The organism is Streptomyces ipomoeae 91-03, assembly GCF_000317595.1.
Classification (GTDB): domain Bacteria; phylum Actinomycetota; class Actinomycetes; order Streptomycetales; family Streptomycetaceae; genus Streptomyces; species Streptomyces ipomoeae.
On the sequence record NZ_AEJC01000490.1, the window covers coordinates 20,093 to 34,751 of the forward strand.

Annotated in this window: 11 protein-coding genes and 1 pseudogene; 7 read left to right on the top strand and 5 right to left on the bottom strand. The window is 69.9% G+C overall.

Annotation, left to right across the window (positions count from 1 at the left end):
- Positions 1 to 38: 38 nt before the first annotated feature.
- The gene (gene uvrA, locus STRIP9103_RS31940) at positions 39 to 2,960 is read right to left on the bottom strand and encodes an excinuclease ABC subunit UvrA (protein WP_009327410.1); all 2,922 of its coding nucleotides are present in this window, start codon (positions 2,958 to 2,960) and stop codon (positions 39 to 41) included.
- A 223-nt stretch (positions 2,961 to 3,183) separates the two neighbouring features.
- Here uvrA and STRIP9103_RS31945 point away from each other — a divergent pair, with 223 nt between their 5' ends.
- The 5 genes from STRIP9103_RS31945 to STRIP9103_RS31965 all read left to right on the top strand — a co-directional run bounded on the left by STRIP9103_RS31945 (position 3,184) and on the right by STRIP9103_RS31965 (position 7,579).
- Positions 3,184 to 3,870, top strand: a complete 687-nt coding sequence (locus tag STRIP9103_RS31945) for a maleylpyruvate isomerase family mycothiol-dependent enzyme (RefSeq protein ID WP_009327357.1) — start codon at positions 3,184 to 3,186, stop codon at positions 3,868 to 3,870.
- A gap of 105 nt (positions 3,871 to 3,975) precedes the next feature.
- Positions 3,976 to 4,632: an MBL fold metallo-hydrolase gene (locus tag STRIP9103_RS31950; RefSeq protein WP_009327391.1), complete on the top strand. Its 657-nt coding sequence runs from the start codon at positions 3,976 to 3,978 to the stop codon at positions 4,630 to 4,632.
- 372 nt (positions 4,633 to 5,004) lie between these two features.
- Positions 5,005 to 5,898 (top strand): ABC transporter substrate-binding protein, encoded by an 894-nt coding sequence (locus tag STRIP9103_RS31955; RefSeq protein WP_048821357.1) that lies wholly within the window; start codon positions 5,005 to 5,007, stop codon positions 5,896 to 5,898.
- Positions 5,895 to 6,812 carry an amino acid ABC transporter permease gene (locus STRIP9103_RS31960; protein ID WP_009327390.1) on the top strand — a complete coding sequence of 306 codons (918 nt, stop codon included), beginning with the start codon at positions 5,895 to 5,897 and terminating at the stop codon, positions 6,810 to 6,812. Before STRIP9103_RS31955 ends, STRIP9103_RS31960 begins: the two co-directional genes overlap by 4 nt.
- On the top strand, positions 6,809 to 7,579 hold the full coding sequence (locus STRIP9103_RS31965; protein ID WP_009327381.1) for an amino acid ABC transporter ATP-binding protein: 771 nt from the start codon (positions 6,809 to 6,811) through the stop codon (positions 7,577 to 7,579). Before STRIP9103_RS31960 ends, STRIP9103_RS31965 begins: the two co-directional genes overlap by 4 nt.
- A 25-nt stretch (positions 7,580 to 7,604) precedes the next feature.
- Here the strand turns inward: STRIP9103_RS31965 and aroQ are convergent, their stop codons facing one another.
- Positions 7,605 to 8,078, bottom strand: a complete 474-nt coding sequence (gene aroQ, locus STRIP9103_RS31970) for a type II 3-dehydroquinate dehydratase (RefSeq protein ID WP_009327388.1) — start codon at positions 8,076 to 8,078, stop codon at positions 7,605 to 7,607.
- Positions 8,079 to 8,179: 101 nt separating this feature from the next.
- Between aroQ and STRIP9103_RS31975 the strand changes: the two genes are divergently transcribed.
- Positions 8,180 to 9,226, top strand: coding sequence for a S66 family peptidase (locus STRIP9103_RS31975; RefSeq protein ID WP_009327421.1), 1,047 nt, complete (start codon positions 8,180 to 8,182; stop codon positions 9,224 to 9,226).
- Positions 9,227 to 9,349: 123 nt separating this feature from the next.
- Positions 9,350 to 10,627 carry an MFS transporter gene (locus tag STRIP9103_RS31980; protein ID WP_009327386.1) on the top strand — a complete coding sequence of 426 codons (1,278 nt, stop codon included), beginning with the start codon at positions 9,350 to 9,352 and terminating at the stop codon, positions 10,625 to 10,627.
- Between the two features lie 60 nt (positions 10,628 to 10,687).
- Here the strand turns inward: STRIP9103_RS31980 and STRIP9103_RS53215 are convergent.
- From STRIP9103_RS53215 to STRIP9103_RS31990, 3 genes and pseudogenes are all read right to left on the bottom strand, one after another.
- Positions 10,688 to 11,054: pseudogene (locus tag STRIP9103_RS53215) on the bottom strand (ionic transporter y4hA); the annotation flags it as partial.
- Positions 11,055 to 11,208: 154 nt separating this feature from the next.
- Complete coding sequence (locus tag STRIP9103_RS31985; protein ID WP_009327395.1) at positions 11,209 to 12,210, bottom strand: TerC family protein; 1,002 nt, start codon at positions 12,208 to 12,210, stop codon at positions 11,209 to 11,211.
- Positions 12,211 to 12,492: 282 nt separating this feature from the next.
- Positions 12,493 to 14,637 carry a TerD family protein gene (locus STRIP9103_RS31990; protein WP_009327413.1) on the bottom strand — a complete coding sequence of 715 codons (2,145 nt, stop codon included), beginning with the start codon at positions 14,635 to 14,637 and terminating at the stop codon, positions 12,493 to 12,495.
- Between the last annotated feature and the right edge of the window lie 22 nt (positions 14,638 to 14,659).

Consider the following 14,659-nt stretch of genomic DNA (forward strand, 5'->3'; position numbering starts at 1 on the left):
GTTCCCGCGGGGCACCTTACTTTCACGCGCTGCTGTCGCTATTGCTTGCTTGCGGCCTTCCGTCGGCTGCCGGCCTTCTTCGCCGGTGGCTTCGGCGAACGCGCGGCATCGCTGATCTTCGCCGGCTCAAGGATCTCGCGCAGGAACTTGCCGGTGTGGCTGGCCGGAACCCCGGCGACCTGCTCGGGTGTGCCCTCCGCGATGACGAGACCACCGCCGGCGCCGCCCTCGGGGCCCATGTCGACGATCCAGTCGGCGGTCTTGATGACATCGAGGTTGTGCTCGATGACGATGACCGTGTTGCCCTTGTCAACCAGGCCGGAGAGGACCTTCAGGAGCTTGCTGATGTCCTCGAAGTGGAGGCCCGTGGTCGGCTCGTCCAGCACGTAGACCGTGCGTCCGGTGGACCGCCGCTGCAGTTCGCTGGCGAGCTTGACGCGCTGTGCCTCACCGCCGGACAGCGTGGTCGCGGACTGGCCGAGGCGGACGTAGCCGAGACCGACGTCCTTCAGCGTGTTGAGGTGGCGGGCGATCGCGGGGACGGCCTCGAAGAAGTCGGTCGCCTCCTCGATCGGCATGTTCAGCACATCGGCGATGGACTTGCCCTTGTAGTGGACCTCCAGGGTCTCCCGGTTGTACCGGGCCCCGTGGCAGACCTCGCACGGGACGTAGACGTCCGGGAGGAAGTTCATCTCGATCTTGATGGTGCCGTCGCCCGCGCAGTTCTCGCAGCGGCCACCCTTGACGTTGAAGGAGAAGCGACCGGGCAGATAGCCGCGGACCTTCGCCTCGGTGGTCTCGGCGAACAGTTTGCGGACGTGGTCGAAGACGCCGGTGTACGTCGCCGGGTTGGACCGCGGGGTGCGGCCGATCGGCGACTGGTCGACGTGCACGACCTTGTCGACGAGGTCGTCGCCGTCCACGCGCGTGTGGCGCCCAGGCACGTTCCGGGCGCCGTTCAGTTCGCGGGCCAGGTGCGTGTACAGGATGTCGTTGACCAGCGTCGACTTGCCGGAGCCGGACACGCCCGTGACGGCCGTGAAGACGCCGAGCGGGAAGGACACGTCGATGTCCTGGAGGTTGTTCTCCCGGGCGCCGTGCACGGTGAGCTGCCGGGACGGGTCCAGGGGACGCCGGATGTCCGGCACCGGGATGGCCTTCTTGCCCGACAGATACTGCCCGGTCTGCGACTCGTCGTTGGTGAGCAGCTCCTTCAGGGAGCCGCTGTGCACGACCTTGCCGCCGTGTTCACCGGCGCCGGGGCCGATGTCGACGATCCAGTCGGCGGTCTTGATGGTGTCCTCGTCGTGCTCGACGACGATGAGCGTGTTGCCCATGTCGCGCAGCCGGACCAGGGTCTCGATGAGCCGGTGGTTGTCCCGCTGGTGCAGACCGATGGAGGGCTCGTCCAGCACATAGAGGACGCCGACGAGTCCGGAGCCGATCTGGGTGGCCAGGCGGATGCGCTGGGCCTCGCCGCCGGAGAGCGTGCCGGCCGCGCGGTTGAGCGACAGGTAGTCCAGGCCGACGTCGACCAGGAAGCGCAGCCGTTCGTTGACCTCCTTCAGCACCCGCTCGGCGATCTTCTTGTCGCGGGCGTTGAGCTTCAACTCGCCCAGGAACTCCGCGCAGTCGCTGATGGACATGGCGGAGACCTCGGCGATCGACTTCTCCATGATCGTGACCGCGAGGACGATCGGCTTCAGACGCGTGCCCTGACAGGTGGGGCAGGGCACCTCGCGCATATAGCCCTCGAAGCGCTCGCGGCTGGCGTCGCTCTCGGCCTCGCTGTGCCGCCGCTTCACGAAGGGGACGGCGCCCTCGAAGGCCGTGGTGTACACACGCTCGCGCCCGTACCGGTTGCGGTAGCGGACCTCGATCTGCGTCTTGTGGCCGTGGAGGAGGGCCTTCTTGGCGCGCTGCGGGAGGCCGGCGAAGGGGATGTCGGTCCGGAATCCCAACGCGTCGGCCAGGGCACCGATGAGACGGCCGAAGTAGTCCTTGGTGTGGCCGTGCGACCAGGGGTGGATGGCGCCCTCGTCGAGCGACTTGTCCTCGTCGGGGACGATCAGCTCGGGGTCGACCTCCATGCGCGTACCGATGCCGGTGCAGTCGGGGCAGGCACCGAAGGGCGAGTTGAAGGAGAAGGAGCGGGGCTCCAGTTCCTCGAAGGACAGGTCGTCGTACGGGCAGTACAGGTGCTCCGAGTACATCCGCTCGCGCTCGGGATCGTCCTCGGGGAGGTCGACGAAGTCGAGCACGACCATGCCACCGGAGAGGCCCAGGGCGGTCTCCACGGAGTCGGTGAGCCGACGCTTGGCGCTGCCCTTCACCGTGAGGCGGTCGACGACCACCTCGATGGTGTGCTTCTCCTGCTTCTTCAGGATGGGCGGGTTGGAAAGCTGGACGGTCTCGCCGTCGACCCGCGCGCGGCTGTAGCCCTTGGTCTGGAGATCGGCGAAGAGGTCGACGAACTCGCCCTTGCGCTCACGCACCAGCGGTGAGAGCACCTGGAAGCGACTGCCCTCCGGCAGCTCCAGCACCCGGTCGACGATCGCCTGCGGCGACTGACGGGAGATCGGGCGGCGGCACTCCGGGCAGTGCGGCTTGCCGATGCGCGCGAAGAGCAGTCGCAGGTAGTCGTAGACCTCGGTGATGGTGCCCACCGTCGAGCGCGGGTTGCGCGAGGTCGACTTCTGGTCGATGGAGACCGCCGGGGACAGCCCCTCGATGAAGTCGACATCCGGCTTGTCCATCTGCCCGAGGAACTGCCGGGCATAGGAGGAGAGCGACTCGACGTACCGGCGCTGCCCCTCGGCGAAGATCGTGTCGAAGGCGAGCGAGGACTTGCCCGACCCCGACAGGCCCGTGAAGACGATGAGCGAGTCGCGTGGGAGGTCGAGCGAGACGTTCTTCAGGTTGTGCTCACGCGCGCCACGGACGATGAGACGGTCGGCCACGCCGGTCCGCACCTTTCTTGAGTGAAATGACAGGAGCGGAGCCCCCGTGCTTCACAGACTAGGGGGAGCCACTGACAGCGCCGGTCCTGTTTCCCCGTTCCACAACAATTCCGGGCCTTCCAGCATGCCCGACGCAGAACTCGACCATATAGCACGTGCATTCGATTTTGGGCCGCGGTTCGCCACCTTCACCCGAAGGGGTGGCCGAGCTAGGGTCGGCGTCATGATGGATCACGCGCGTGACCTGGTCTGTGTACGTGAAGCGACCGAGCGGCTGCTCACCGCAGCCGCCAAGTTGGACGACGCCGCCGTCGCCGAACCGTCACGGCTGCCCGGCTGGACCCGCGGTCATGTCCTGGCCCACCTCGCCCGCAACGCGGACGCCCTCGTGAACGTCCTCGCAGGGCGCCCCATGTACGCCTCCGAGGAGGCCAGGGACACCGATATCGAGCGGGACGCGCCCCGGCCCCTGGAGGTGCACCTCACCGACGTACGCGAGAGCGCGAACCGCTTCCAGGAGGCCGCCTCGGTGCCCGCCGACTGGTCGCGCACGGTGGAGTTGCGCAACGGAGTCCTCGACTCCGCGTCCCGGTTGCCGTTCCGCCGCCGGGTCGAGGTGGAGCTGCACCATGTGGACCTGGGGATCGGGTACGAGCTGGAGGACCTGCCGGAGGAGTTCGTCGAGCGGGAGATCGACTTCCTCGCCGACCGCTTCCGTGGCCATCCCGAGCTGCCGTCCACCCGTGTGACGGACGGCACGCGCGCGTGGACCACCGGTAGCACCGCTTCCGGACCCACGGTCACGGTGACCGGGCCCGCGCCCGCGCTGCTCGGCTGGCTGGCCGGACGCCGCGACGGGACCGGCCTCGACGTGTCGGGCGGGCCGCTGCCGGCGCTGCCCCCGCTGTGACGGGCACCTGGTCGGCGGAGCGGGCAGGCCGGGCGCCGGGACTGCCCCCGCTGCGCCGCGCCCACGACCTGCTCCGCACACCCCTGGCGCCCTAGACTGACCGCCATGACGTACAGCGGAGCAGTGAAGGTCGGCGGCCCTGCGGATGTGCACGAGCTGCGGGACCTGATGATCTCCAAGGTCGCGGTCGGCCCGATGGACAACAACGCCTATCTGCTGCGCTGCCGGGCCACCGACGAGCAGTTGCTGATCGACGCCGCGAACGACGCCGACACCCTGCTCACGCTGATCGGTGACGACGGGATCGCGTCCGTCGTCACCACCCATCAGCACGGCGACCACTGGCAGGCGCTCGCCGATGTCGTGGCGGCCACCGGCGCCCGTACGTACGCGGGCCGGGACGACGCGGAGGGCATCCCGGTGCCGACCGATGTACTCGTCGACGACGGCGACACGATCCGAGTGGGGCGCGTGGAGCTCACCGCGCGCCACCTCGTGGGCCACACGCCGGGCTCGATCGTCCTGATCTACGACGACCCGCACGGCCACCCCCATGTGTTCACCGGGGACTGCCTCTTCCCGGGCGGGGTGGGCAACACCCGCAAGGATCCGAAGGCGTTCGCCAGTCTGATCCACGACGTGGAGACGAAGATCTTCGACGTGCTCCCCGACGAGACCTGGGTCTACCCGGGCCATGGCGACGACACGACGCTCGGCGCGGAGCGCCCGCAGCTGCCGGAGTGGCACGCGCGGGGCTGGTGAACGCCCCAGTGCCGTGGGGCAGTTGGCGCTTCCCCGACGGGGCGTGTGGTCGTACCTTCACGCGCCCCGTGTGAATCGAACGCACGCGCCGGTGCCACGCGCGCGCTCCCGGCGCGCGCCCTGGCGTAGTCCACTGGTGACAGTTCCGCACGGGATGACGGCTCCCGTACGGATGGGCCGCCGGCCTCTCCGACCCCGCCCTCGGCCGGCGGCCCCGCCCACGCTCCCTGCGCGCGGGACCCGAGGTTCCCTCGCGAGCGATCTCCGGGGCCCTCGCCGGACGTTCACAGAATTGCAACACGCATTCCCAATATGCGGACAATCGCCTGCGTGACCTCGACAAACCGGACGTCGCGCTGTCAATCTCACGCCATGCGTCTTGCCCTTCGAGCCCCGCGCCCCGTGCGCCGCGCCGTCTCCGCCGCCACCGTCGCCCTGCTCGCCACCGCCGCGGTGGGCTGCGCCCCGCAGCCGGAGGAGGACGCGTCCGCCTCGGCCTCCGCGTCCGGGGCGGCCTGCGCCAAGGGCGAGTTGGGCACGGAGGCCGCCGGGAAACTGACGATAGCCACCGACTCCCCCGCGTACGAGCCGTGGTTCAAGGACGACGACCCCAAGAACGGCGAGGGCTTCGAGTCGGCGGTCGCGTACGCCGTGGCGAAGCAACTCGGGTACGACAAGGGGGACGTCGTCTGGCAGAGCGTGCCCTTCAACAAGGCCTTCGCGCCGGGTGAGAAGACCTTCGACTTCGACATCAACCAGGTGTCCATCAGCGACGAGCGCAAGAAGGCCGTGGACTTCTCGTCGGGCTACTACGACGTGCGTCAGGCCGTCATCGCCCTGAAGGACTCCAAGGCCGCCAAGGTGAAGAGCATCGCGGACCTCAAGAATCTGCATCTGGGCGCCCAGGTCGGCACGACCAGCCTGAACTACATCGACGACGTGGTGAAGCCCACCCAGGAGCCCGCCGCGTACGCGAAGAACGACCAGGCCAAGTCCGCCCTCAAGAACGGCCAGATCGACGCGATCGTCGTCGACCTGCCGACCGCCTTCTACATCACCTCGGCCGAGGTCACGGACGCCAGGATCGTCGGACAGTTCGAGAACCAGGGCGGTACACCGGAGCAGTTCGGTCTCGTCCTCGACAAGGGCAGCGCCCTGACGTCCTGCGTGACGGCCGCCGTGGACGCCCTGCGCGAGGACGGCACGCTGGCGAAGATCGAGCAGCAGTGGCTCTCCGACGCCGTCGACGCCCCGGTGCTCAAGTGACGGTCGTCAAGGAGCAGTCGGGCCCGGAGGGGACGGACGACAACGGGGACATGCCCCGCGCGGACGACGGATACGTCCCCTCCCGGCGGCGGCTCGACCGGGAGCGCTACAAGCGCGCCCGGGCCCGCCGCGCCACCGGCATCGCCGCGCTGTCGACCCTGGTCACGGCCGTCGTCCTCTATGTCGTCGTGGTCAACGCACCCGGCTGGCCACGCACCAAGGAAACGTTCTTCAGCGCGGAGTACGCGCGCGAGGCGCTGCCCAAGGTCCTCGAAGGGCTCTGGCTGAACGTCCGGCTGTTGCTGGTGTGCGGCGCCGCCGTACTCGTCCTCGGCATGCTCATCGCCGTCGCGCGAACCCTGCGCGGGCCGGTGTTCTTCCCGCTGCGGGCGCTGGCCGCCGCGTACACCGACTTCTTCCGCGGACTTCCGCTGATCATCAACCTGATGATCGTGGTCCTGGGCGTCCCTGCGCTCCGGCTCCAGGGAGTGACCGTCGATCCGGTGCTGCTCGGCGGCACCGCGCTGACGCTCACGTACTCGGCGTACGTCGCCGAGGTGTTCCGCGCCGGCATCGAGTCCGTGCACCCCTCGCAGCGTGCGGCGGCGCGCTCGCTGGGCCTGACCAACCGGCAGGCACTGCGGCACGTCGTGCTCCCCCAGGCGGTACGCCGTCAGGTGCCGCCGCTCCTCAACGACCTGGTGTCGCTGCAGAAGGACACCGGCCTGGTCTCGATCGGCGGCGCGATCGACGCCGTACGCGCCGCCGACATCATCGTGGGCCGCAGCCTCAACTACACGCCGTACATCGTCGCGGGACTGGTCTTCGTCGCCCTGACCATCCCGATGACCCGCTTCACCGACTGGGTCACGGCCCGGATGGACCGACAGCGGGCCCAGGGAGGGACGCTATGAGCGACGCCCCCGAGGTGTCCACCGCCCCCGTGCTGCGGATGGAGTCCGTCCGCAAGACCTTCGGCGGCTCGGTCGTCCTGCGGGACGTCGACCTGGACGTCGCCCCGCACACCGTCACCGCGCTGATCGGCGCCTCCGGGTCAGGCAAGTCGACGCTCCTGCGCTGCGCCAACCTCCTGGAGGACATCGACGACGGGGCGATCTGGCTGGACGGCGAGGAGATCACCGATCCACGCGTCGACCAGGACGCGGTACGGCGCCGTATCGGCGTGGTCTTCCAGTCGTACAACCTCTTCCCGCACATGACGGTGCTGGACAACATCACCCTCGCTCCACGCCGTGTGCACGGCGTCGCCCGCGCGGAGGCGGAGGAGCGGGCCCGTGAGCTGCTCGACCGGCTGGGGCTCGACGCCAAGGCGGGCGAGTACCCGGACCGGCTGAGCGGCGGTCAGCAGCAACGCGTCGCCATTGTCCGCGCGTTGGCCGTACGGCCCCGGCTGCTGCTCCTCGACGAGATCACCGCGGCCCTCGACCCCGAGCTCGTGGGCGAGGTCCTCACCGTCGTCCGGGACCTCAAGGAGGAGGGCATGACCATGGTCCTCGCCACGCACGAGATGGGCTTCGCGCGGGACGTCGCCGACCAGGTTTGTTTTCTGGACGGAGGGGTGGTGCTGGAACGCGGAACCGCCGAGGAGATCTTCGGCGACCCGCAGCAGGAGCGCACACGACGCTTCCTGCGACGGATCGTGGAGGCGGGCCGCCTGTAAGGGACGCGCGCCTGGACAACGGGGCTTACGCCTCCGCTTTCCCCGTCCCCGCCAGCGCGGCGACCCGCTCGACGCCGAACACATAACCCTGCACCCCGCACCCGGCGATGACCCCGTCGGCGCGCAGCGAGACATACGAGTGGTGCCGGAAGGTCTCGCGCTTGTGGATGTTGGAGATGTGGACCTCGAGGACGGGCAGGCCGTCGCAGGTGTTGAGGGCGTCCAGAATGGCGACGGAGGTGTGCGAGTAGGCGCCGGGGTTGATGACGATCCCGCAGTGGCTGAGGCGTGCCTCGTGGATCCAGTCGACCAGTTCGCCCTCGTGGTTGGACTGCCGGAAGTCCACCGTGCCGCCGTGCGCGGCTGCAGCCTTGGCGCACATGGCCTCGACGTCGGCGAGCGTGTCGGACCCGTAGATCTCGGGCTGCCGCTGGCCCAGGAGGTTCAGGTTGGGGCCGTTGAGGATCATGATCGGGGCGTTGGCGAGGGTGCGGGGCACGGTTCCTCCGGTCCGTTCGGGGTGGGCGGCCCGTCGGGACCGCTGCTCGGACCCGGTTTATCACGGTGAAACGGCGGGGCGAGAGGCCGTAGCCTCCCCGCATGACCACGCCCTCGTACCCTCCGAAGCCCGTACCCGGTGACCGTGTGGCCGTCATCTCGCCCTCGGCCGGTCTGCCCGAGCTCTTCCCTCGCCCCTACGAACTCGGTCTGAAGCGACTGCGCGAGGAGTACGGCCTCGAACCGGTCGAGTACCCGACGACCCGGAAGATGGGCACGACGCCGAGGGAGCGGGCCGACGACATCCACGCGGCCTTCGCCGACCCGGACATCAAGGCGGTGTTCTCCTCCATCGGCGGCGACGACCAGATCACCGTGCTGCCGCTGCTCGACCCTGCGTTGCTGCGTGCCGACCCCAAGCCGTTCTTCGGCCTGAGCGACAACACCAATCTGCTGGCGTTCCTGTACAACGCCGGCGTCGTCGGCTACCACGGCGGAACGGTGATGACCGCGCTGGGCAGGCCCGGTGCCATGAACCCCATGACAGCCGACTCCCTGCGCGCGGCGCTGTTCGCCTCGCGGCCGTACGAGCTGAGGCCCGTCGACCGCTTCAACGACATCGAGCGTGACTGGGCCGACCCCACGACCTTCGACGCGGAGCCGGAGACACGGCCCGGCGCCGGGTGGATCTGGGTGAACCCCGACCGGGTCGTGGAAGGCCGCAGTTGGGGCGGCTGTCTCGAAATCGTCGGCCGGCTGCTGATGGCCGACCGCGAGGTGCCGCGCGACCTGTCCGTCCTCGATGGCGGAGTGCTCTTCCTGGAGACCTCGGAGGAACTGCCGAGCGCCACGGAGGTCTTCCGCACCCTGCGGAACATGGGCGAGCGCGGGCTGCTCCAGCGCTTCTCCGCGCTCCTGATGGCCCGCCCCAAGACATGGTCCTTCGAACGGCCCAACACCCCTGAGGAGGGCGCGCGTTACGCGGCCGAACAGCGGGAGGCCGTGCTGCGCGCGATGCGGGTGTACGCCCCCGACGCCACGATCGTCTTCGACGTGGACTTCGGGCACACCGATCCCCAGGTCGTCATTCCCTATGGAGGCGTGATCCGGGTGGACGGTCCCGCCCGGCGCGTCACAGTGACCTACTGAGGCGCGTTGACGCCTCCTGGGACACATTGGCGTCGAACGTGCCTCCGCACGCCCCCGTAACCACCGGTCACTGTGGGTAGTTGAAGCGGCATGCACAGTGCACGCACCGTAAGACCGCCCTCCATGCTGCGGCTCGCCGCCGCCTCGCTCGTCGGGACGGCCATCGAGTTCTACGACTTCTTCGTCTACGGGACGGCGGCGGCCCTCGTCCTGGGCCCGCTGTTCTTCCCGACGTTCTCGCCCCTGGCGGGAACCCTCGCGGCCTTCGCGACCTTCGGGGTCGGGTTCGTGGCAAGACCGTTGGGCTCGGTGCTGTTCGGGCACATCGGGGACCGGCACGGGCGGCGGCCGGTCCTCGTCGCCTCACTGCTGATGACCGGCGGCGCGACCGTGGCCGTCGGCTGCGTCCCCACGTTCGACTCGATCGGGGTGACCGCGCCCTTCCTCCTGCTCGTGCTGCGCTTTCTGCAAGGGCTGGGGCTCGGCGGGGAGTGGGGCGGGGCGGTGCTGCTGACGGCGGAGCACGCGCCGGCCGAGCGACGAGGACTGTGGTCGAGCTTCCCCCAGGTGGGGCCGGCGGTGGGGTTCCTGCTGGCCAACGGGGTGATGCTGGCGCTGTCGGCGAGTCTGACGGAGGCGCAGTTCACCGCCTGGGGCTGGCGGGTGCCGTTCTGGACGGCGGGAGTGCTCGCCCTGGCCGGGCTATGGCTGCGCTCATCGCTCACGGAGAGTCCGCAGTTCCTCGTCCTCGACGACCACGCGCGCGTGCCGCTCGTCGAGGTGATGCGCGACCACTGGCGCCTCGTCCTGCTGACCGCCGGAGCCCTCGCGATCGGGTACGCGGTGTTCTACTCGGTGACGACCTGGTCCCTCGCCTACGGCACCGAGCGGCTCGGCGTCAGCCGTACCGTCATGCTGATCTGCATCATGGGCGCCGTGGTGGTGAAGGGCGCCCTCACACCGCTGGTGGCGGTGCTCGGCGACCGGTACGGGCGGCGCCCGATGTGCCTGATCGGCTGCGGTGTCACCGTGCTGTGGATGTTCCCCATGGTCGCGTTGCTGGCGACCGGTCAGCCCCTGCTGATCTTCTTCGGCTTCCTGGTGGCGATGCTCGCGTTCGTCACGATGTTCGCCGTCATCGCCGCGTACCTACCGGAGCTGTACGAGCCCCGGGTGCGCTGCACGGGGGCCGCGGTGGGCTACAACCTCGGGGGCGTGCTCGGCGGTGCCCTGACCCCGATCGTGGCCACCACCGTGGCCCAGGGCGGACGGGTGCCGTGGGGCGTGGGCGCGTACCTGACGGGAATCGCGCTGCTGAGCCTTGGCTGCTTCGCGCTGCTGCCGGAGACCCGCCCGGTGCCCGCCGTCACGGCCGAGGCGGCGGAGGCCACGACGGGGTGAGCGGTCTGCACACGGCCGCGGTGCGCGGCGCGGCGACGGTCTCGGGGAGCAGCACGAGCCGGCGCTGCGGGCCGACGGCGCCTCGGCGTGGTCGTTTGCGGTGATCACCTCGCCGTGCCGGGTGATCGGCAGGAAGTAGTCCCGGCGGCGCACGGTCTGGGTCGCCACGAACAGCCCGTACAGGCCCCTGAGGCCGGCGCCCCGGAGCATCAGGCTGAGCGTGGCCAGGGCCGCGATCGTGGCGAGGGCGGCACCGGTGCATCTCGGGGTTGAAGACCGCGAGCCCGTGAGCAGTGAAGCGACGAGCAGGCAGCGGGAGGCCGACTGAGCCGTTGCAGGTGATCATCACGGCCGCGAAGACGGTGTCGTGGACGAGGGCGGAGCTCTTGTCGCCGCCGTCGGCCATGAGCATGGCGATCGGGACGACGGCAGTCCCTCGCTCGGTGAGCGGCCGGAGCCGAGCGAGCACGCGGTGATCGTTCCAGACATGAAAGGGCCCCGCACTCCGGTCGACGCCGTGGAACTGCGTCGTCGGTCGTACGGGGCCCAAGCGATCGTTCGCGGTGCGGTGTCGGCAGCCGTCAGGCCTCGACGCTGTCCTTCTGCGCGCCTTCGGCCTTCTCCTGCTCGGCCTCGGCTCGTGCCTGCTTCTTGGAGGCGATCAGGCTGGTGATCGTGGTGACGATCAGGACCGCGCAGATCACGCCCAGCGAGACCGGGATGGAGATCTCGGGCACATGGACGCCGGACTCGTGCAGCGCGTGCAGCACCAGCTTCACACCGATGAAGCCGAGGATGACCGACAGACCGTAGGAGAGGTGGACCAGCTTCTTCAGCAGACCGCCGATGAGGAAGTACAACTGCCTGAGACCCATCAGCGCGAACGCGTTGGCCGTGAACACGATGTACGGGTCCTGCGTCAGGCCGAAGATCGCCGGGATCGAGTCCAGGGCGAAGAGCACGTCGGTGGTGCCGATCGCGAGCATGACGACCAGCATCGGCGTCATGACGCGCTTGCCGTTCTGCTTGATCCACAGCTTGGTGCCGTGGTAGCGGTCGGCCACGCCGAAGCGCCTCTCGGCGGCCTTGAGGAGCTTGTTCTCCTCCCACTCCTCCTCCGACTCGTCCGCCCTGGCCTCCTGGATCAGCTTCCAGGCGGTGTAGATCAGGAACGCGCCGAAGATGTAGAAGACCCAGGAGAAGCTGGCGATGATCGCCGCACCCGCGGCGATGAATATCGCGCGAAGCACCAGGGCTATCAGCACACCGATCAGCAGGACCCGCTGCTGGTACTGGGAGGGCACGGCGAACTTCGCCATGATCAGGACGAAGACGAAGAGGTTGTCGACGCTCAGGGACTTCTCGGTGATGAAGCCCGCGAAGAACTCTCCGGCCGGCTGGCCACCGGCGAAGACAAGCAGTCCGAGCCCGAAGAGCGCGGCGAGGACGATCCAGACGACCGTCCAGATTCCGGCTTCCTTGATGGACACGTCATGGGGCTTGCGGCCGATGAAGAAGTCGACCGCGATGAGGGCGGCAAGGCCCACAACAGTCAGGACCCACAGGGTCGTGGAAACATCCACTGCGCCTCCGGCAATACGTAACGGCAAATTTCAGCGTCATCGCTACCGGAGGTCTCTTCCACCCGGTCCTCCAGGACGTTCCACAACGCCTGGTGCCGCCGGGCCGACGCCCCGGGATCTGGATTGATCCGTATTGACGGGTACGCCGCAGCAAGTAGGGAGTACTCCCCTCCGCTCATAAGAGCCTACCCGTTCACCAAGAAAAGGTAAAGGGTCAGGCAAAGGAAGTATCAAAACTGCTGATCAGAGGGCTTTGCAAGGTCTTGGTGGAGCCCGGATCCCTCAGCGGTTCCAGGAGCGGCGGGCGTCCGCGACCTGAGTGAGCACGGTGTGCAGGACCCGGCTGCCGGGCGGGAGGAGTGAGGGCTCGTACGTCCATGCGTGCCCGACCCATGGGTCGGCCAGGTGGTCGTCGGGGGTGGGGGTGAGTCGCAGCAGCGAACGCCACAGCGGGTCGAGCAAGGGCCCGTACGCGGCGGCCTCCTGTCGGTCGGCGACCATCATCAGCTGGACGCCTACGGCCGGGCCCTCGTCCGCGAGGTAGCGGAGCTGGGTCACGGCGCGGTCGTCGAAGCCGTGGGGGAAGTCGTTGACGATCAGGAGTTGTTCGGCCGTGTCGAAGCCCGGGGGCAGGGAGTCGGCCGCGCCGCCGCGCACCGCCATCTGCACGAGGTCGACGCGCTGGGTGAGCCGGCCCAGGACGTCCGAGACGCCCGCGGCTCCGGCGGCCGGCGGTCCGGCGAGGACATCGGCCTGCACCAGCGGCGCGAACGCGGAGGCGCCCGCCCCGGCCGGGTCGATGACGTGCACACCGAACTCGCCGGGCGGGTACACCGCGAGCAGTCGTGCGGCGAGCGCCACCGCTGTGTCCAGCGCGAGGCGGCGCAGTTCGTCGGAGTCGGTGAGCGAGTCACGGGAGCCGGTGCGGCCACTGTCGATCCACAGGCCCCGCTCCAGCGGCAGCCGGACCAGCATCGGGATGCGCAGGTCCTCGCTCTCCGGCAGATGCAGGTCGCCCACGCGCAGGGCCATGGAGATGTCCATCGGGACCCGGTAGCCGTGCCATACCGGGTTGTCCCAGCGTGCGTAGGCGGCGGGCAGCGCGGGCTCGACGACGTCGGCCTCGGCCCGGAGCTGGGCGAGGTCCCGGTCCAGGGCCTCCCTGGCCTGGTCGACGAGCTGGGCGTGCTTGGCGCGGGCGGCCTCACGCGCGGCGTCCCCCTGCCCACCGATCCGGCTGCGGGGGTCGGACAGGACCCTGTCCAGCTCCTGTTCCATGCGGGACTCGGCGAAGTCGACGGCGCTGCGGTACGCGGCCGTGGTGCGGGCCAGATCCTCGAACATGCCCCACACCTGGTTGTAGAGCCGCTCGTCCATGGACCAGCCGGTGGCGTCACCGGCGACGGGCTGCGCGGGCTGCCCCGGCTGGGCCGGGGGCGCTGTCGGAGGGGGCGGTGGCGGTGCGGTGTTCTGGCGCCGGGGATGGGTGTAGTCGACCGGGCCGCCGGTCGCGGGTGCGGCGGGCTGGGTGCCGGTGGACGGGTCCGTCGGTGCCGGGCCGCCGTGCTGTGCGGACGCGTCGTCGGGCAGCGTGGCGTCCGGGGAAGCGGGGGCGCCGTAGGGAGGCGTGCCGTCGTGCGGTCCCGAGGCGCCGTACGGAGCGGTGGCGTCCGGGGTGCCCGGCGAGCCGTACGGGGATGTCGTGCCGTACGGCGAGGTGGGCTGGGCTCCTCCCTGGGCCGGTGCCGTGCTCCCGGAGACGCCCTGTGGTGTTGTGCCGCCGTGGGTCTGGTCGGGGGCCGGCGTGGGCGCGGCGGTCTGCCGGGGGCGGTCGGCCTCGGGCAGGCGGGGCGGGGGCGCCGCCACCGAGCGGGCGAGGCCTTGGGCCACCGCCTCGTGAATGCTGCCCGCGAGCTGTCGGGCCTCGGGCAGGCCCTGGTCGGTCAGCAGGTCCATGAGGCCGCCCGCGTACCCCTGGCCGACCGCGCGGACCTTCCAGGCACCCTGCCTGCGATACAGCTCCAGGGCGATGACGGCGGACTCCGCCTCCAGGCCGGTGATGGTGTAGCTGGCGACCTCGGTGCCGTCGAGGCCGGTGACCGCGACGAAGGGGGCGGGGACGGCGCCGAACCGCACCGGGCCACCCGTCCCGGACGGCAGCGCGAGCAGCACGGTGACCCGGTGCACGGACGGCGGCAGGGCGCTCAGGTCCACGGCGAGGCGGTGGTCGGCCGCCGCCTGCTTGGAGACCTCCAGGCCCGGCAGGGTGGGCGCGCCCGGATGGGCCACCCACTCCACGCCGTGCACCCGGCCGTGCTCGTCGCCGAGGGTGGCTCCGGCCACTATCGGCGCGCCGGCCGAGACCCGTATCTCCAGTCGGACCTCGGGCAGCGGATGGTTCTGCCCCCGGACCAGCTCGGCCGTCATCGGCTTCGTCCCCCTGTGTCGC

Coding starts and splice junctions, on each gene's coding strand:
- STRIP9103_RS31945 (WP_009327357.1), top strand. CDS start 3,184: ATGATGGATCACGCGCGTGACCTGGTCTGTGTACGTGAAGCGACCGAG.
- STRIP9103_RS31950 (WP_009327391.1), top strand. CDS start 3,976: ATGACGTACAGCGGAGCAGTGAAGGTCGGCGGCCCTGCGGATGTGCAC.
- STRIP9103_RS31955 (WP_048821357.1), top strand. CDS start 5,005: ATGCGTCTTGCCCTTCGAGCCCCGCGCCCCGTGCGCCGCGCCGTCTCC.
- STRIP9103_RS31965 (WP_009327381.1), top strand. CDS start 6,809: ATGAGCGACGCCCCCGAGGTGTCCACCGCCCCCGTGCTGCGGATGGAG.
- STRIP9103_RS31975 (WP_009327421.1), top strand. CDS start 8,180: ATGACCACGCCCTCGTACCCTCCGAAGCCCGTACCCGGTGACCGTGTG.
- STRIP9103_RS31980 (WP_009327386.1), top strand. CDS start 9,350: ATGCTGCGGCTCGCCGCCGCCTCGCTCGTCGGGACGGCCATCGAGTTC.
- STRIP9103_RS31990 (WP_009327413.1), bottom strand. CDS start 14,637: ATGACGGCCGAGCTGGTCCGGGGGCAGAACCATCCGCTGCCCGAGGTC.